Annotated in this window: 17 protein-coding genes, 1 tRNA gene and 1 riboswitch; of the genes, 4 read left to right on the forward strand and 14 right to left on the reverse strand. The window is 62.0% G+C overall.

Going from position 1 to position 17,882, the window contains the following annotated elements:
- Positions 1 to 19: 19 nt before the first annotated feature.
- The 6 genes from KTJ87_RS16720 to KTJ87_RS16745 form a co-directional block, all read right to left on the reverse strand.
- Entirely contained in the window at positions 20 to 643 is a 624-nt protein-coding gene (locus KTJ87_RS16720) for a TetR/AcrR family transcriptional regulator (protein WP_267140296.1), read from the reverse strand.
- A 64-nt stretch (positions 644 to 707) separates the two neighbouring features.
- The gene (locus KTJ87_RS16725) at positions 708 to 2,405 is read right to left on the reverse strand and encodes a dipeptide ABC transporter ATP-binding protein (RefSeq protein ID WP_267140297.1); all 1,698 of its coding nucleotides are present in this window, start codon (positions 2,403 to 2,405) and stop codon (positions 708 to 710) included.
- Positions 2,405 to 3,310 carry an ABC transporter permease gene (locus tag KTJ87_RS16730; RefSeq protein ID WP_407650508.1) on the reverse strand — a complete coding sequence of 302 codons (906 nt, stop codon included), beginning with the start codon at positions 3,308 to 3,310 and terminating at the stop codon, positions 2,405 to 2,407. Before KTJ87_RS16730 ends, KTJ87_RS16725 begins: the two co-directional genes overlap by 1 nt.
- Positions 3,310 to 4,284, reverse strand: a complete 975-nt coding sequence (locus tag KTJ87_RS16735; RefSeq protein WP_267140299.1) for an ABC transporter permease — start codon at positions 4,282 to 4,284, stop codon at positions 3,310 to 3,312. The genes KTJ87_RS16730 and KTJ87_RS16735 overlap by 1 nt, the downstream gene beginning before the upstream one ends.
- A gap of 15 nt (positions 4,285 to 4,299) precedes the next feature.
- Positions 4,300 to 5,874 carry an ABC transporter substrate-binding protein gene (locus KTJ87_RS16740; protein ID WP_267140300.1) on the reverse strand — a complete coding sequence of 525 codons (1,575 nt, stop codon included), beginning with the start codon at positions 5,872 to 5,874 and terminating at the stop codon, positions 4,300 to 4,302.
- Between the two features lie 161 nt (positions 5,875 to 6,035).
- Positions 6,036 to 6,635: an RNA polymerase sigma factor gene (locus KTJ87_RS16745; protein WP_267140301.1), complete on the reverse strand. Its 600-nt coding sequence runs from the start codon at positions 6,633 to 6,635 to the stop codon at positions 6,036 to 6,038.
- 250 nt (positions 6,636 to 6,885) lie between these two features.
- On the opposite strand from KTJ87_RS16745, the gene KTJ87_RS16750 reads away from it, so the two are divergent.
- Together KTJ87_RS16750 and KTJ87_RS16755 are read left to right on the forward strand one after the other, a co-directional pair.
- Positions 6,886 to 7,800: an MBL fold metallo-hydrolase gene (locus KTJ87_RS16750; RefSeq protein WP_267140302.1), complete on the forward strand. Its 915-nt coding sequence runs from the start codon at positions 6,886 to 6,888 to the stop codon at positions 7,798 to 7,800.
- 65 nt (positions 7,801 to 7,865) lie between these two features.
- A tRNA-Asn gene (locus tag KTJ87_RS16755) sits at positions 7,866 to 7,940 on the forward strand.
- A gap of 140 nt (positions 7,941 to 8,080) precedes the next feature.
- On the opposite strand, the gene KTJ87_RS16760 is transcribed toward KTJ87_RS16755, so the two are convergent.
- From KTJ87_RS16760 to KTJ87_RS16780, 5 genes are read right to left on the reverse strand one after another with little or no spacing between them, the layout of a single operon-like run.
- Positions 8,081 to 8,524 carry a hypothetical protein gene (locus KTJ87_RS16760; RefSeq protein ID WP_267140303.1) on the reverse strand — a complete coding sequence of 148 codons (444 nt, stop codon included), beginning with the start codon at positions 8,522 to 8,524 and terminating at the stop codon, positions 8,081 to 8,083.
- The gene (locus KTJ87_RS16765) at positions 8,514 to 9,695 is read right to left on the reverse strand and encodes an agmatinase family protein (RefSeq protein ID WP_267140304.1); all 1,182 of its coding nucleotides are present in this window, start codon (positions 9,693 to 9,695) and stop codon (positions 8,514 to 8,516) included. The genes KTJ87_RS16760 and KTJ87_RS16765 overlap by 11 nt, the downstream gene beginning before the upstream one ends.
- 43 nt (positions 9,696 to 9,738) lie before the next feature.
- A complete protein-coding gene (locus KTJ87_RS16770) occupies positions 9,739 to 10,524 on the reverse strand; it encodes an ATP-binding cassette domain-containing protein (protein WP_267140305.1) in 786 nt (261 codons plus the stop codon).
- Entirely contained in the window at positions 10,503 to 11,315 is an 813-nt protein-coding gene (locus KTJ87_RS16775; RefSeq protein ID WP_267140306.1) for an ABC transporter permease, read from the reverse strand. Before KTJ87_RS16775 ends, KTJ87_RS16770 begins: the two co-directional genes overlap by 22 nt.
- A gap of 42 nt (positions 11,316 to 11,357) precedes the next feature.
- On the reverse strand, positions 11,358 to 12,404 hold the full coding sequence (locus KTJ87_RS16780; RefSeq protein WP_267140307.1) for a putative urea ABC transporter substrate-binding protein: 1,047 nt from the start codon (positions 12,402 to 12,404) through the stop codon (positions 11,358 to 11,360).
- 78 nt (positions 12,405 to 12,482) lie between these two features.
- Positions 12,483 to 12,586: riboswitch (guanidine-I (ykkC/yxkD leader) on the reverse strand.
- 286 nt (positions 12,587 to 12,872) lie between these two features.
- Between KTJ87_RS16780 and KTJ87_RS16785 the strand changes: the two genes are divergently transcribed.
- Positions 12,873 to 14,162: an MFS transporter gene (locus KTJ87_RS16785; RefSeq protein ID WP_267140308.1), complete on the forward strand. Its 1,290-nt coding sequence runs from the start codon at positions 12,873 to 12,875 to the stop codon at positions 14,160 to 14,162.
- A gap of 173 nt (positions 14,163 to 14,335) precedes the next feature.
- Here KTJ87_RS16785 and KTJ87_RS16790 read toward each other — a convergent pair whose 3' ends face one another.
- From KTJ87_RS16790 to rsgA, 3 genes are all read right to left on the reverse strand, one after another.
- Positions 14,336 to 14,881 (reverse strand): YaeQ family protein, encoded by a 546-nt coding sequence (locus tag KTJ87_RS16790; protein WP_267140309.1) that lies wholly within the window; start codon positions 14,879 to 14,881, stop codon positions 14,336 to 14,338.
- A 168-nt stretch (positions 14,882 to 15,049) separates the two neighbouring features.
- The gene (locus KTJ87_RS16795) at positions 15,050 to 15,478 is read right to left on the reverse strand and encodes a GNAT family N-acetyltransferase (RefSeq protein WP_267140310.1); all 429 of its coding nucleotides are present in this window, start codon (positions 15,476 to 15,478) and stop codon (positions 15,050 to 15,052) included.
- Positions 15,479 to 15,482: 4 nt separating this feature from the next.
- The gene (gene rsgA / locus KTJ87_RS16800) at positions 15,483 to 16,559 is read right to left on the reverse strand and encodes a ribosome small subunit-dependent GTPase A (protein WP_267140311.1); all 1,077 of its coding nucleotides are present in this window, start codon (positions 16,557 to 16,559) and stop codon (positions 15,483 to 15,485) included.
- A gap of 581 nt (positions 16,560 to 17,140) precedes the next feature.
- Here rsgA and KTJ87_RS16805 point away from each other — a divergent pair.
- Positions 17,141 to 17,842, forward strand: a complete 702-nt coding sequence (locus tag KTJ87_RS16805) for an ABC transporter substrate-binding protein (RefSeq protein WP_267140312.1) — start codon at positions 17,141 to 17,143, stop codon at positions 17,840 to 17,842.
- The last annotated feature ends 40 nt before the right edge of the window (positions 17,843 to 17,882 follow it).

Raw genomic sequence — 17,882 nt, forward strand, 5'->3', positions numbered from 1 at the left:
AGCGTGCAGATCGTGCCGGTCAGTGGCGAGCGGCGCACAAGCTCGCCACGGCAAGCCCGGCGATCCGGTGCAGATCGGCCGCCGGTGTTCCCGACCGTGCCCGAAGCATGATCCCCCGTGCCACCGCAGCCAGCAGTCCCGCCATCGCGCGCGTGTCTGCCGCATCGCCCGGCGCCGTATCCCTTGAAAGGCGATCCTCGATCCGCGCCTCAAGCGCCGAGAAGCGGGCATCGAGTTCGCGGCGCAGTGCCGCGCTGGACCCGGCTGCATCGGCAAGAACGCAAGAGATCAGGCACCCCGGCGTCTCGCGGTCCCGCGTCGCAAGGGCGACGACCTCCTGGTAGAACGCCTCGAGGTCTTCGCGCAGGCTTCCCCTAGGGCCAAGCGCCTCGGCCACCGGAACAAGCCGGGTCTCTGCGTAGCGGGCGATCGCGGCGCGAAACAGGTCTTCCTTGTTGCCGAACAGCTGGTACAGGCTTGCCCGCGGCATGTGCATCTCGCGGCACAGGGTATCGACAGAGGCCGCCGCATAGCCCGTTCTCCAGAACACCCGGACCGCGGCATCGAGGGCGGCGCCGGGATCGAAGCCTCGGGGGCGCCCGCGACTGCGCTGGGGCGGTGAATTCGGCACGGCGTCACTCATAATCGAAACGTTCGGTCTGAAAATACGCGGCACGGCAAAGCATCGCAAGCGTACGGCATCGCCCCTAACGGAACCGGACAGTTGGCGTCTGGGCCAGCAAGTCCCTCGAATAGGCGTGGCGCGGGCCATCAAAGAACGCCTCTGACGGGCCGGTCTCGACCAGCTTGCCGTCCTTCAGAACGGTGATGTCGTCGGACATCTGCCGCACGACGGCAAGGTCGTGGCTGATGAACAGGGTCGTCAGCCCGAACTTCGTCTGAAGCTCTTTCAAAAGGTTGAGGATCTGCGCCTGGATCGACACATCGAGCGCGCTTGTCGGCTCGTCGCAGATCAACAGGCCGGGCCGGGACAACAGCGCGCGCGCGACTGCGATCCGCTGGCGCTGCCCGCCAGAGAACTGGTGCGGATAGCGGTCGGCGACCTCGGCGGGAAGTCCGACGAGCGCCAGCATCGCCCGCGCAAGCCGGTCCTGACGAGCCTCATCGCGTTCCAGCCCATAGAGACGCAACGGTTCGGTCAGGATGCTCAGCACCTTGTGGCGCGAGTTGAGGCTCGAATACGGGTCCTGGAACACCATCTGGATGACGCGCCGCGACGGGTCCTTGCGCGTGCGCCGCCGCATCGGTGCCAGCGCCGCGCCGTCGAGGCGCATCTCTCCTGCGGCAGGATGCACAAGCGCCGCGATCACCTTGGCCAGCGTGGATTTGCCGGACCCGCTTTCGCCGACAAGGCCCATGACGGTTCCGGGCCTTACGGACATGGTCACATCATCCAGCGCAACGAAGGACTCGCGCGGGCCGAACAGGCCGCGCCGTTCGCCCGTGAAGCGCACGGTGATGGCTTCGATGTCCAGCGCCGGACCCATGGAGGCGCCGCCCCCGGCCCCGGACATCAGCCAGTCTTCGGCCTCGCGCGCCGGAGCCGTCAGGTCGGTCGTCTCGGCCTCGCCCTCGACGCGCGGGACGGCAAAGCGGCGAAGCCTGCGGTCAAGCGGCGGTACCGCTGCCATTAACGCCTTGGTGTAGGGATGCTCGGGCGCGCCAAGAACGCGGGCGGTGTCGCCCTGTTCCACCACCTTGCCGTCGCGCAAGACCGTCACCCGGTCCGCAATCTGGGCGATCACCCCGATATCATGCGTGATCAGGATGAACCCGATGCCGCGCGTCTCGGCCAGCTTGCGGATCAGGTCGAGCACCTGCGCCTGAACGGCGACGTCCAGTGCGGTCGTCGGCTCGTCCGCGATGATGAGTTCGGGGTTGGTGCAAAGCGCCAGCGCGATAACCACGCGCTGCCGCATCCCGCCCGAGAACTGGTGCGGATAGGACCGGATGCGCGCGCGGGCGTTGGCGATTCCGATTTCTTCCAGCAGGTCGACGGCGCGGGTCAGGGCAGCCTCGGCCGGAATATCCTCGTGCGCAAGGATCGTCTCGACCAACTGGTCGCCGATGGTCATCAGCGGATCGAGGCTGGTCTGCGGGTCCTGAAAGATCATCGAGATGCGTTTGCCGCGCAGATGGTGCGCCTGCGCCGCCGACAGCGTGCGCAGGTCGGTGTCTCCCAGCCGCATGTCCCCTGCGGCGATCTCTCCGGCAGGGGGCAGCAGGCCCATGATCGCCGCCCCGATGGTCGACTTGCCTGCGCCGGACTCGCCCACCAACCCGTGAATCTCGCCGCGCGCGACGGTCATCGTCACGTCTTCCACGGCGGTGGCGGCGCCCGTGCGGTGGCGAAAGCGCACCGTCAATCCAGCGACGGACAGCATCAGCGCAGGCTCGGGTTGAAGAGGTCGCGCAGGAAATCCCCGAGCAGGTTGATCGACACGACAAGCACGACAAGAAACACCGTCGGCATCCACAGGATCCACCATTCGCCCGACAGCAGGTATTGCATGCCGATGCGGATCAGCGTGCCAAGCGACGGCGAGTCCGCCGGTAGCCCGACGCCAAGGAACGACAGCGTCGCCTCGAGCAGGATCGCCGAGGCAAGGTCCACGGTCGCGATCACCAGCAGCGGCCCAACGATGTTCGGCAGGATATGGCGCAGCATGATCCGCAGCGGATGCTGGCCCATCATGATCGCCGCCTGAACATAATCCTTGTTGCGTTCGACGAATGTCGAGGCGCGGGCGGTGCGGGCGAAATTGACCCAAAGCGACAGGGCAATCGCCAGCGTGATGACCGCAAGGCGCAGGTCGTCATGCACCTCGCGCGGCAGGATCCCGCGCGATATGCCGTCGATCAGAAGCGCCGTCAGGATCGCCGGAAGCGCCAGCTGGACATCCGCCACCCGCATGACGATGGCATCGAGGCGTCCGCCGAAGAACCCGGCGGCCAGCCCAAGGCTGACCCCGAGCACCAGCGCGATCCCCATCGCGACGCTCGCGATGATCAGCGACAGCCGCGCGCCGTAGAGGATCGACGACAGCATGTCCCGCCCCTGATCGTCGGTGCCGAGCAGGAAACGCGGATCGCCCCCCTGCTCCCACAGGGGCGGCAGAAGCCCGTCGATCAGCGAGAAGGACGACAGATCATAAGGATTGGTCGGCGCGATCCACGGTGCAAGCACCGCGCCCGCGACCACGACAATCGTGACGATGGCGGCAAGGATCGCGGCGGGGTTGCGGCTGAACAGCCAGACCCCTTCGGTCTGCATCAGGCGTGCGAGCATCATGCGCTTTCTCGCACGCGCAGCCTTGGGTCGATGGCAAGATAGATCAGGTCGACCAGCAGGTTGATGAAGACGAAGAAGAACGCGATCACGACGAGGTAGACGCTCATCACCGGGATGTCGACGAAGCGGATCGATTCAAGGAACAGCAGCCCCATGCCGGGCCATTGGAACACGCTTTCGGTGACAATGGAAAACGCGATCACCCCGCCGAACTGCAGGCCGATGATCGTGACGACCGGGATCATCGTGTTTGGCAGCGCGTGGCGATACCTGATCCGCCGCCACGGCACGCCCCGCGCGATGGCAAAGCGGATGTGGTCGGTCCGCATGACCTCCATCATCTGGGCGCGCACCAGCCGCATGGTCAGCGTCAGCTGGAACAGGCCCAGCGTCAGCGCCGGAAGGACAAGTGACCGCAGCCCGTCGACGGACAGCAGCGACGTGCGCCACCAGCCGATCTCGACCGTATCGCCGCGCCCGTAGGTGGGCAGCCAGCCCAGTTGGACGCCGAACAGAAAGATCAGAAGGATACCGATCACGAAGGTGGGGATCGACACGCCGATGAGCGTTCCGATCAGGATGGACTGGCTGACCAGCCCCCGTGGCCGCAGCGCCGTGTAGATCCCCGCCGGGATGCCCACCGCCAGCGAGATCAGAAGCGCGACGGTGCCCAGTTCCAGCGTAGCGGGCAGCCGCGTCAGAAGCATCTCGCCAATCGGCTCACGCGTGCGGAACGAATAGCCGAAATCGCCCTGCACCAGATCGCCCGCAAAGCGGATGAATTGCAGGGCGAAGGGATCATTGAGGCCAAGCTCTTCGCGCAGTCGCGCCTGATCCTCGAGAGAGGTCTCGACGCCGGTCATCTGGCTGACCGGATCACCGACGAACCTGAACAACGAGAATGCGAGAAAGGCGACGGCCAGCATCACGAAGACGGACTGGACAAGCCGTTTCAGGATGAAGCCGACCATCGCCTTTCCCTTCGATCAGTTCACCGTCACCCAGCGCAGCATGAAGAAGTTGTCGGGGCGCTGGATCACCTCGACATTGTCCTTCATCGCCCAGATCAGCGGCTCGGTGTAGAGCGGAACGTAGGCCACATCATCCTGAAGGATACCGGCAACCTCGTCCATCATGCCCTGGCGCGCGTCGGGGTCGATTTCCTGCAGGATCGGCGTCATCAGCTCGTCGATCCGCGCGCTGGAATAGCCGCCGAAGTTCCAGGTGCCCAGACGCTCGGTCGGGGTGTGCGCAAGAAAGCGGAACGGGTGCTCTGCGTCGAAGGTGCCCGGCGACCAGCCCAGCAGATACATGTCGAAGTTGTCGGCGCGCAGTTCGTCCCAGTAGCCGCGCACAGGCATCGCGTTGACGTTGGCTTCGATCCCGACGCGCGCCAGCATCGACGCAACGGCGCGGCAGACGGCCTCGTCGTTGATGTAGCGGTCATTCGGGCACATCAGGCCGAACGAAAAGCCGTCGGGATACCCGGCCTCGGCCAGCAGGGCGGTGGCGGCGTCAGGGTCAAAGGCCGGACGCTCGGCGTTCTCTTCCGAGTAGCCGGACAGGCCCGCAGGCAACAGCTGGCTGACCGGCTCCGCCGCGCCGCGCATGATGACGCGGTCGATGGTCTCGACGTCGATGGCTTGCGCCACGGCAAGCCGGACGCGCGGATCGAGGAAGGGGTTGGCGTCGGTCGTCTCGTCCGAATACTTCAGCGTTTCGTGGTCATGGCCGAAGCCCAGCATGATGACGCGGGTCTCAAGCCCTGCCAGAACCTTGAACCCGTCGCGTTCCTCGACCTGTGTCACGTCCTGAAGCGGGATCGGAGAGATGAAGTCGATCTCGCCCGACAAAAGCGCCGCAAGGCCGGTCGCCGGGTTGCCGATCGGGGTGAACACGGCTTCGGTCAGGTTGTGCTCTGCGGTGTCCCACCAGCCCGAGAATGGCGTCAGGCGGGTCTCAATCCCCGGATCGCGCGAGGCCAGCACGAAGGGGCCGGTGCCGTTCGCATTCCGCGTCGCATGGTTCTCGGCGTCGCGGGCGGGCATCTCTGCGGCGTTCGCCTCGGCCCAGCCGGAATCCAGGATCATGAAATTCGCGATGGACCCCGGAAACAGCGGGTTCGGCGCCGAGGTCAGGAAATCGACGGTGTAATCGTCCACGCGTTCGACGCCGGTGATCGACGAGAACCACGATTTGACATCGGACGGCTCCGAGATCGCCCGCTCGTAGGAAAAGATCACGTCGTCTGCGTTGAACTCGGACCCGTCGTGATAGGTCACGCCCTGCCGCAAGGTGAACCGCCAGCCCGCGCCGTCCGGCAGCGCCTCCCACGAGGTCGCGAGCGACGGCTGGATGTCCATGTCGGGACCGCGGCGCACCAGACCCTCGTAGACGTTGTTCAGAAACGACAGGACCGGCGCCGCGTTGACGGCGTGCGGGTCCATCGTCTGCGGATCGGTGGTGCCCGCCCAGCTGAACGTCTCCGATATTGCGGGGGACGCCGACAGCAGCAAGGCGCTCAAGGCCAGCACGGTGGTGTGTGGTTGTGATCGATGCATGTCTAACCCTCTGTTTCCGGTCGCGCCCGGCGACCCTCATCCTGTGACCATGTCACATTCAGAATGGTCATTCTAGATAATCGGCACCTTGCTTCAGCGCACAGGGCGCAGTGCACCGATGTGCAAACGCCGCAAGGCGCAAAGGTGGCGTGCGGGCGCGATCATTCGCCAAGGTCCAGCATCCGGGCCCGGAGCGCAAGGCGGGCGCGGTGCAGCAGGACGCGCATGTTCCCTTCCGAAATTCCAAGCAACGCGCAGACCTCGGACGCCTCCAGTTCCTGCTGGACACGAAGGATGATAACGGCGCGCTGGGGCGGCGGCAGCGCGTCTATCGCGGCGTTCACAAGGGCAGCGCTGGACCGACCCGAGGCGATCCGCTCTGGCGTGATATCCTCGCGCAACTCGGCCATGTCCTTCCACCGGCCCCGCCCGTCGAAAGCATCGGACAGATCGTCGCCGAAATCATCGTCGAACGACACCACGCGGCCATCTCTGCGCGCCCGCGTCCGCGCCTTGTTCAGCAGGATCGAGAAGATCCACGCCGCAAGTGTGGACCGCAGCTCGAAGCTGGAGATGCCCTTGAGAACGGCCATCCAGGTGTCCTGCACCACATCCTCGGCTGTCGCCCTGCCCTTGACCACCGAGGACGCCACCCGGATCATCGACGGCGTGTGCCGCCCATACAGGTGCGCGAACACACGCTCGTCGCCCAGCCGGAGGCCTTCCACCAGTTCCGCGTCGCTCAGCTCGTCGTCGTCCATCAGGCTTCCCGCAAATGCCATCACCTTCTGAGCGAGCGGCGCGGCAGCCGTCCAGCCGTCACATATTTTCCCGCACAAACGTGACCGGCCGTGAAGGGGAGCGCGGCACGAGACAGGCAGGAGCGCGAGGCACCCGGCCGAGCCATGGCAAAGCGGCCGCGCCCGGAGTATGGAACGCGCGGTCAGGATGCCGAACGCCGCGCTGGCGTCTGCCGATCCACATCAGGACGGCCGATTGGAGGTCAAGGCTTTGAACGCGACTATCCATGATCCCTACCCCGCCGGGCAGGCGGTGACGCTTGAACCCGGGCTGCGCGTGGTGCTTGCGCCGAACCCATCGCCGATGACGCATTGGGGCACAAATACCTACCTGCTCGGGACCGGCACGCTTGCCGTGATCGACCCCGGCCCCGAGGATGAAGCGCATTTCGGCGCGCTGGTACAGGCGATCGGCGATGCCCCGGTGTCGCATATCCTCGTCACGCATTCCCACGTCGATCATTCGCCCCTGGCGCGGCGGCTGGCGGCGGACACCGGCGCGCCCGTCCTTGGCTTCGGCGGCCCGGAGGCAGGCCGCAGCGCGGTCATGCAGCGGCTGGCCGCATCGGGGCTTGTGGGCGGCGGCGAGGGTCTGGACCACGCCTTTGCGCCGGACATCATGCTGGCCGACGGCGATACGGTGGCCGGTGAGGGCTGGGACCTCGAGGCGCTCTGGACGCCGGGCCATATCGGCAATCATCTGTGCTTCGATTGGGGCGGGCGCCTGTTCTGCGGCGATCATGTCATGGGCTGGGCCAGTTCGATGGTCTCGCCCCCCGACGGCGACCTGACGCAGTTCATGATCTCTTGCGCGCGGTTGCGGGCACGCGGCGCGGTGCGGCTCTATCCCGGCCACGGCGCCCCTGTCGATGCGCCGACCGAACGGATCGACTGGCTGGTCGCGCACCGCCAGGCCCGAAGCGACCAGATCCGCGCCGCCCTGCAAGACGGCCCTGCCACGCTGAGCGGCCTCACGCAGGCGGTATATGCCGATGTCGACCCCCGCCTCCTGCCCGCAGCGGCGCGCAACGTCCTCGCGCATCTGGTTGATCTGCATGAGAAATCACAGGTCCGCGCAACGCCGGACCTGGGCGCGGACGCAGAGTTTTCCTGGATCGGCATATAAGGCCGGTTTTCCTGCCCTTTCCCTCTGGACGCGCCGGAATCACCTTGTTATATCGCCCCGCACGTTCCGGCGTAGCTCAGCGGTAGAGCAGTTGACTGTTAATCAATTGGTCGTAGGTTCGATCCCTACCGCCGGAGCCAATAAAGCCCTTTAAGGTTAGCGCCTTAGAGGGCTTTCTTATGTCTTGAATATGCTACCTGCCATACCGGACGGTCCGGCGGACCGGCAGGCTGGCGTCAGGATCTTCGCAGACTGGCCCGGAGACCTCAGGCGCCCTACTTCATGACGCGTCTGCCCCCGCAGCTTTGTGATTCTTCATGAAATTACGTAGGTCTTCAACGTGTTTGACACGCAATGAGACGTAGACCAGCCCCATATTCGTGCGTTCCGTAATCATCGGGCCGGGATACGGCAGATAGCTGAGCTCTTGTGACCCGAACGATGGGGAAGCTGTGCCGACTTGCCATTCGGTCGTCAGGGTCACGTCCACCAGCTTCAGGTTTGGCCCACCCTCCGAATCCGCAATTTCCAAAGGAACACCAGCAATGCGCAGATAGGACATCTTGTCCTTGGCATCGACAAACCCTTCGATGAACTGGGTCGTCAGAACCTTGAGTTCTTCGGCACGATCCGCATCGGGCATATGACTGTGCAGGTGGTCGCTGTCATGGGGATGGTTGTGCCCGATATGGCCCACATGGCCGTTGACGATATCATGTGGCATTGGACCACCTCTTTCCGACAAATTCGCCGTGGGGGATGGTGACTGGCTTGTCCATGTGACGCTTGTGTGCGCCCATCTTGCCCGACGATACCAACGAGCCGAGCACATCCACGATCACCCGCGTGCCCATCAGGGCGGTGATTTCGGATTGGTCATACGGGGGTGCGACTTCGACCAGTTCCATGCCGCAGATACCTTCGGCGGCGACCTTGGACACCAGCGCCAAGGCTTCTCGCGGCAGGAACCCACCCGGTTCGGGCCAGCCTGTGCCCGGCACAAATCCGCAATCGATGCTATCGATGTCGAACGACAGATAGACCATGTCCACCCCGTCCCATGCCATTTCGAGCGCCATTTCCACGGTCTTGTCGATGCCCATCTTTTCCATGTCGCCCATGGTGATGATGTTGGTCTCCCGCTCGCGCGCGACTTTCACCGCGTCGCGCGGAACCTGCCAACCGCCGATGCCGATCTGCACAAGGTTCTTGGCGGGCACGTTGTCCATATTGGTGGCGTGAAACCACGGCGTTGTGTGCATGCGCTCATCAAGGTCTTTTTCCTGGATGTCCGCATGGCGGTCAAAGTGGATGATGCCGATTTTCTTGGACGTGCATTGCGCAATCCCGCGCACACAGGGAAATCCGATGGAATGATCGCCACCGATCATGATCGGCAGGCTACCGCTTGAGGCCACATGGCTGACGCCGCGGGTGATCTGGTCGAACGTCTTTTCGATATTGGCCGGAATCGTGAACACATCGCCGGCGTCACACAGCGTCATCTGTTCGCGCAAATCTACGGCCATTTCATAGTTGTAGGGCGTGTACAGCGCACTGATCTTGCGCAGCCCTTGCGGGCCAAAGCGCGTCCCCGCGCGGTAGGTCGTGCCTCCGTCAAACGGAATGCCCAACACAGTCGCGTCGTAATCGCCGACCTCGGTGACGTCTTCGGCGTAGGGCGCTTTCAGGAAGGTGTTGATGCCTGCGTAGTGGGGCAACTCACCGCGCGCAAACGTCGGGATGGATTTGTCCTCGATGCTGTCGGATCCGGTAAGACCCATGCGAAGCGCCCACTTCTTTTCCTGATCCCAGCCAGTTTCAGGCAGGCCTTCTTCGGCTTGCATGGCTTTCCAGCCGCGCAACTTGGTCAGATCGGGGTGGTGGTGGCGCATGTTGCTATGCCTGTGGTCGCGTGGGTGGTGCGAACGCGTCCTATCAGTTGGCCTGCAAAACATGGGTATTCTCCTTGAGGGATTGAAACGGGATACCGCCATTGCGGGCGTCAAAGTCGTAAGTGATCGTGGCGCCGTAAGCGTTCGGATCATGGGGGTCCCAGCGGGGCTTATCAAACACCAGCACACGATCGCCGAGCTTGAATGCCTCATGCAGATCGTGAGTGACCATGAACACCGTCATGCTGGTCTCTGCGCGTAACTCTGTCAGGAAATCATGCATGGACAGGCGCGTCCCGGGGTCGAGTGCGCCAAACGGTTCGTCCAGCAACAACACACGCGGGCGCGCGGCCAGGGCCTGTCCGATCGCGAGGCGTTGCTGCATCCCCCCCGACAGGGTCGCCGGATATTGATCCGCCACATGATCCAAACCGCAGCGGGCAAGAGTGTCATCTGCGCGGGCCCGCGCGGCCTTGGCCCCGGCCCCGAAGAACCGCCCCCAGCCGCGCCGCAAGCTTTCGCCCGCTACAATGTTGTCGCGCACGGTCATGTGGGGAAAGACGGAATATCTCTGGAACACGACCCCGCGATCAAGGCCGGGTTCCGTGGCGGGCGGCGCACCTGCGATGCTGACGCTGCCGCGCGTCGGGATTTCCTGGGCCAGCAGCAGGCGCAGAAACGTGGACTTGCCGCAACCGGAGGCCCCGACGATCGAGATGAATTCACCCTCGTCCACGGTGACATTCACCCGTTCGATGATCGGGCGGGCGCCGTAGGACTGGAAGACGTCGGTGACGGTAACGAAACTCATAATCCCTCCTGCGCCCATGGGTAGAATTTGCGGGAGGCCGCGCGCAGGGACCAATCGATCAGGAAGGCAAGGATCGTGATCCAGATGACGTAGGTGAAAATCACATCCATGGCGAGGTAACGGCGCACCAGAAAGATCCGGTACCCAAGCCCGAGATCGGATGCGATCGCCTCAGCCGCGATCAGGAACAGCCATGCAGGGCCGAGGGACAGGCGCACGGACTGGATCAGCCGAGGCATGATCTGGGGCAACGCAACGCGGATCGCGATGACCCAACTGGACGCTCCCAAGGTTTGTGCCTTGACCAGCAATTCGTCGGGCAGCTCGATCACCCTCTGGGACAGATCGCGGATCAGAAATGGCAACGTGCCCACCACAATCAGAACCACCTTGGACAATTCGCCCAAGCCGAACACGATGAACAGGATCGGCAGAAGCGCCAGCGGCGGGATCATCGACAACACGGCGACAAACTGCGCCAGGAAACTGCGCACCAGCGGCAGCAACCCGATCAGCAACCCGGCAACCAGCCCGACCGATGCCGAGATAGCAATCCCAAGCCCCAAGCGTTTCAGGCTGGCCCAAGTGTCGTGCCAGAACAGGATGCGCCCCGTCCGCCGGTCGCCTTCGCTGACCAGACGCACCATCGTCTCCCAGACCTTGCTTGGTGCGGGCAGCAGTTTGTCCTGCGGGTTCGCGGACAGCCGGATATCTGATCCGATCGCATAGGCCAAGAAGACCAGTGCAAAGGGCAACAGCATCAGGAACACCGCGAACGGGCGACCGGGTTTGAGGTTGATAAGGCGCATATCAATTGCCCGCCACGAAGGGTCCCGCGGCGGGCATGTCCCTTACAATTCGCCGTCGGCGGCCATTTGCATGTAGGTCGTATCAAAGCGGAACATCACATTCGCCTCGTCCCCTGTGATCGTGCCACCAGGGTATTCGACGCCTACAAAATCAGCCGAGGGCGCACCTTCGCCCAGGATGCCCTTGTCGAACAGGAAATCGGCCACGGCGACCATGGTGTCGGGCAATTCAGGGCTGGAGGTAAAGGCAACCGCGTCGGCGGCGCTGTAGAACATCTCGGTAGAGGCCAGCTGTGCCTTGTACCCTTCAATGTCCGTGCCGGAGGCTTCAGCCATCGCGGTCAGAACCTCTTCGTCACCGGCCGCCATAAGTCCCATGACCTCATACCACGCACCCACCAGCGCCTTGCCGAAATCAGGGTTCGCCGCGAGCGTTTCCGTGTTCACGACCATCAGGTCAATGATTTCACCGGGGATATCGGAACTGTCGAACAACTTGGTGGCATTCGGATCGTTCATGATTTCGGACACCAGCGGGTTCCACGTGACCACCGCCTGCACGTCATCCGTGGCGAAGGCGGCGATCATATCCGCGTCGGATGTGTTGATCACACCCCCCAGATCCGCCTCGGACAGGCCAACGGAATCCAGCCCCCGCGCCAGCAGATAATGGGACACCGACAATTCCACGAGGTTCACCGGCATCCCGGTCAAAGACGTCAAATCGCCATCTCCCTTAAGGATCACCGCATCGTTCCCGTTTGAATAATCGCCAACGATGAGCGCCGTGGTGTCCACGCCGCCTCCGGACGGAATGGACAGCGTGTCCATGTTGGTCGCCGAAACCCCGTCAAACTGGCCCGCGGTGTACTGGTTGATGGATTCAACATAGTCGTTGATCTGTACGATCTCGACGTCGATCCCATACTTGTCGGCCCATTTGTCCATGATACCGCTATCTTCCAGATAGCCCCACGGCATCCATCCGACGTAGATGGACCACGCGACCTTGAATTCGGTACGCTCTTGCGCGATCGCGGATGTGGACATCAGCAGGGCGAGGGCTGTGAGTGTCGTGAGCTTTTTCATCTTCGGTCTCCATCATTGTGCCAAAATGGAATGACCGCATGGGTAGCATCACGAAGCGCGGGTCAAACCTGCGCAGTAGCCTCCCGGGATTTTGCCCCGCCGTGTACCGATCCACCTGTGGGTGGGCGGCGATACCTCTTGGACCTGACCCCAATCTGGGCGGAACCCTAGATATCCTGCATCTCTTAGAGACACGCAGCTATCTTGATGCGGCAAGCCTCGATCTGCCCTGCCGCTGAAGAACAGCGACCTTGCACGCTTTTTGTGCGCGATTAGCTACGTGCGCCCCACAATGAACCAATTGCTAGAGCGGAATGGGATTCAAGCGGCCGCCGAATCCTATGCTCGAGGAATAACTTCAGCCGCCCCTTGCCTCGCGCTCGTTCGAACGACCGCAATGGCTTACGCCGGACAGGTTCCAGCATCCAAGGTATTGTGGGAGGCGGCGGCAAAGTTGATGTTGCGAGCATGGCAAGTGAAATAGAGTTTTCCTTCGCAGCGCTGACCAGTTCGGCACGTCGGCACATCCGCATCTTTCAGATACACCAGTTCCTTGACCGTTTCGCGATGGGCCTGACAGTCGCTGTTGTTGCCTTGGCATTGACCGACCGAGGCATGGACCTTTTCCAGATCTCGCTGCTCTTCGGGATCTACGCGCTCACGACGATGGCGATGGAACTGCCGTTTGGCGGTCTTGCCGATAGCATTGGCCGAAAGCCGGTTTTTCTGATGGCCGTCGTCGCCAGCCTGATTTCTCTCGCGCTCTTTCTCTCGACGAGTGACTTCTACGTTCTCGCACTCTCATTTGCATTCATCGGCTTTGGGCGCGCGCTTCGCTCAGGCACACTTGATGCGTGGTTTATCGAAACCTTCATGACCGCCGCACCAGGCGTCGATGTCCAGCCCGCCCTGGCCAAAGCGCAATGGGCGAATGCCGTCGGGTTGGCCATTGGTGCTGTCGTTGGAGGTTTTCTGCCTGATGTTTTTGGTCCGGCAGCGGAGCGCCTTGGGTTCAGTATCTATGATGTGTCCTACGTGGCAAGCTTTGGTGTGATGCTGGGCGTCCTTGTTTTTACCATGTTGGCCATTGCCGAAGAGCCGCGACCGATGGACATCACGGCTCTCAAGCATAGCTTCGCAAATGTCCCGACGGTGATATTGGACGCAAGCGTCTTGGCCCTGAAACATCCCGCACTGTCGATCCTTCTGGCGGCGTTGGCGTTCTTTCTGATGGCAACCAACCCTGTCGAGGTCATCTGGCCGACACACGCAAAACCCATGTTGAACGAGGGTTACGCAAACACCGTGATCGGTGTCGTGACTGCGAGCTATTTCTTCTCGATCGCTTTCGGCGCGTCTCTGTCGCCGTTCATCAGCCGGATCTTCAAACGGCGGCATGCCATGACGTTGGCGGCGACCTTTGCTTGCTTGGCGGGCGTTCAGATCGCATTGGCATTGCAAGGCGATATCATCGCATTTGTGGCAGTTTTCATCCTGTATTCAGTGATACTTGGTGTCAGCGAAACACCTGCAAGCAGTATTCTGCATAGCTGCGTGGAAAACCGTCAGCGGTCGACCATGCTGTCGCTCAAATCTTTGATACAACAGTTGGGGGCCGCCTTGGGCCTGGTCCTGTCCGGAGCCGTCGCCAAAATGTACTCGGCACCTGTCGCTTGGATTGTTGGGGCGGGGTTTCTTTTGATTGCGTTGGCGCTGACGTTGGTCTTGGCCAGACGGCTGGCCATAGAAAACCGATAGCGGACGGTCGCGCGCCCAGCAGCATCGGGGGGGGGGGCGTGGGGTTCAAGGTTGTCCTTTGGCCGAACGCAAAATGTCGATCTTATCTTCGTGTCCGCGAAACCGGCAGCAGGCCAACCCACCGCAACTGGCCCCCCCGCCCCTGGTCCGGCAGTGCGACAGGCCTCAGCAATCTATATTGCGCTTTTCCATTGGACGGGCGCGACATAGACCACGCTCTGATCGACGCTGACCATGACATCGCCGTCTTGGATATTCACCTGAAGCTTCATCGCGCGGTTGGCCAGCTTTGCCAATTCAGAGCTGTCGGCCTGCGAGACGTTGATGACCTCCAGATTGTTGAAACGGGTGGTGCCATTGTTGACCTTGTCCCACCACATCTCGGCAACCCTGCCACCATAGGAGTAGACAATCACCTTCGCAGCCTTGCTGCAGGACTGGCGCATGACCTTTTCGCTTGGAAGCCCAAGTGCCACCCACAGATCGATCTCGCCGCTCAGGCTCTTCTGCCAGATGTCGGGTTCGTCGTCCGTCGACAGTCCTTTGGTCATCTCCAAATGCTCATGGGAGTTCAGGGCGAAGGCGAGGATGCGCACCATCAACCGCTCATCGGTCTCAGAAGGATGCTTTGCCACAGTCAGCCTATGGATCTCATAATGGTTGCGATCCATGTCAGAGACCGACAGCTCGATCTTATGAATGGTGGCATTCTGCGCCATGATCTGTCCTGACCTTCCAATGATCGAACCGCCTACCCCGTCCAGTGATCCTTGGGAAGCGGATACAGGGCCCGGGATCAACCAGGCGGCGACGCAACGCGCCAAAGATGGAAGACGCGGCGAGCATCAATGATGGGAGGCGCCGATGATCGGCGCCTCCCGGCAACTTCACAAAGCGGGCATTGCCATCTTGAAGGTCTCGTCGCCGCTGGCGCCGAACACGCCTTCGCCGCTCACCACGAAGCCGCAACGCTCGTAGAACGGCAGACCGATCTTGTTGTCCTTGAAAACCTCGACGGTCAGCGGACCTTTGATGGCGACAACGTGGTCCACCATGTGACGCCCGAGGCCCTTGCCTTGTTCAGAGGGGTCGAGGAACAAGCCTCCGATTTCCGTGCCGATCATTGCTATAAACCCGACCGGCGCGCCATCGTTCTCCAAGACCCATGTTTCGGCATTTGGCAGATAGATATTGGCCATATCTCTACGCACCTGGTCCCTGACCTCATCCGACAAGAAGGGGTGCGCGAGTGGTTCGGCATTGTCCCAGATTGCAATCAACGCATCGGTGTCTTCAGTTCTGTATTCACGCATCATCGTCTTATTTCCTGTTTTTCCGCTGGATCGCGTTGATCATCTTGCGAAGTGATTTATCGGCGGTCTTGCGTTCGGCCAACGTGGACGCGTTAAAGCGTTCCTCCGCTGCCAATTTGATCCACCGCGCAAGCCGGTCAGGATCAATCTCGCCGCGCGCCAATGCGCCCTGGATGGCGCAACCAGGTTCGCGGTCATGTCTGCAATCGCTGAAACGACATTGGTCCGCCAAGGCAACGATGTCCGCAAACACATCTGCAATTCCGGCCTCGGCATCGGTGAGTTGAAGCTCTCTCATGCCGGGCGTGTCCAGCACCGCGCAGCCCTCGGCTGTGAAGTGCAATTGTCGCCGCGTCGTCGTGTGGCGACCCTTGCTGTCATCTTCTCGAATGGCAGCCGTATCGGCCACACCGTCCCTAAAAAGAGTATTGACCAGCGTCGATTTTCCGACACCGGACGACCCCAGAAAGGCAACCGATTGGCCCGGCGTGCACCACGGAGCCAACCTGGCGATTGGCTCTTCACTCAAGGCATTGAGCGCCTCGACCAGGACGCGACCTGATATGGCGCTCGCTGCCTTGACGTAGGCTTCCGGATCGTCGCAAAGGTCTGCCTTGGTCAGCAAGATTACAGGCGTCACCTCTGCCTCGAAGGCCAGAGCGACATAGCGCTCGAGCCGCGCGATGTTGAAATCCTTGTTGCAGGACGACACGATAAAGACCGTGTCCACATTGGCAGCAATCAGCTGCCGCTTGCGGTCTGAGCCCGGCGCACGACGCTTGAACACGCTCCTGCGTTCCAAGACCTTACTATTGGATGGCTTTTGCGGATCATAAAGCAGCCAGTCGCCGACCGTTGCATCCGGCCCCGGCGGGAGGATGGTATCAAGATTTTCACCCAGCACCCGCAAGCCGTTTCTGTGGACCTCGACCACACGAACCGGCGGCGTATCCGCGGCCGCCTCAACATCGGTTTGTTGGCTGAAGAACGGCTTCCAGCCAAGTCTTTCCAAAGGGGAAGGCGCGCGTCTTGGGATCTTGCTCGAACCCGAAGGCAGCAAGAATTTGGAATAGTCCCGTGTCATTGTTTGGATCTTTCATGTTCGGAGAACGGGATTGGCCCGCACCGAAGAACTGATTTCGACCGGATCAAGCAAGACTGTTCACCCCAGCGGTCAAGCGGCGGCGTTGGTTCTGCTTGGCTTTGCATCAGGAGGGCGCCTTGCCTCCCCGCACGATCAGGTCATAAAATCTCCATGAATATGCGTCGCGCGTAAATCAGTGCGATAATCTTAGCAACACATTCCTTGGAACGGATGACGGCAAGCGTGCACTCGTGCCCGCTGGAACACGGAGCAACAGGGACCCAACTCTGTCATGAGACAGCCGTGCTATCGAGGGCAGTAGCCACAGCTGAGGGGGGGGCACCGCAGTCTTGGAGAGCGATGACAGCCACGCTTGCCTGACCGTCCCCTTACGTTTCGTGGCGTGCGATTTCGGAGGCAAAGGCATCTCTACCAACGAAACCCATCCAATTCGCCTGATCCTCCGATCCCAGCGGGTCGTTGCCAGACGGTTGCAATTTTCGCATGCATAGTGGCCGCATTTGCAATTTTCTCAAGGATCGAGCGCGGCTAGGCTTTGGGCGATCATAAGGGAGGATCTCATGTTCAATCTTCGCTGGCGCAGCCTTTGCGCCGCGAGCGCACTGGCGCTTGCTACCGCCACCGGCCCGGCTCTTGCTGGACCCGACGACGACACCCTGCGCGTGGCCATGTCCGAGGAAATCCTGAACCTCGACTACAACTACACGACCAAGCGCGAATACATCATCCTCGCCCAGCTGACCGACGCCACGCTGTTCGAGCTCGACCCCGAGACCCAGGACGTCAATCCGTCCATCGCGACCGGATACGATTGGGTCGATGACACCACGCTCGATGTCACGCTGCGCGATGATGTGCTGTTCCACGACGGCACGACCCTGACCGCCGAAGACGTCGCCTACACCTACAACTGGATCAAGAGCGCCGAGAGCCAGTCGAACGCAAACGGTGTCGTCGACCGCTGGCTCGACACCGCCGAAGTCACCAGCCCGACCACCGTGCGCTTCAACCTTGCCTCGGTCTACCCGCTGGTGCTGCGCGACATGGCCAACCGGATCATGATCCGCAAGGCAGGCACCTACGGCGAGGGCGAGGCGATTGACCGCAACGCCATGGCGACCGACCTGATCGGCACCGGCCCCTACCGTGTGACCAGCTTCGAGCCGGGCACCGAACTGGTGCTGGAACGCTTCGACGACTTCTTTGGCGAGGCGCCCGAGATCGAGTGGACTTGCCCGGGAAATGTGGAGAGCACCAACTGAGGAACCAGGAGGTGTTCAATGGGAAACGGAAACAGACCTA

Origin of the sequence: Anianabacter salinae (assembly GCF_019061145.1) — a bacterium.
GTDB lineage: Bacteria > Pseudomonadota > Alphaproteobacteria > Rhodobacterales > Rhodobacteraceae > Anianibacter > Anianibacter salinarum.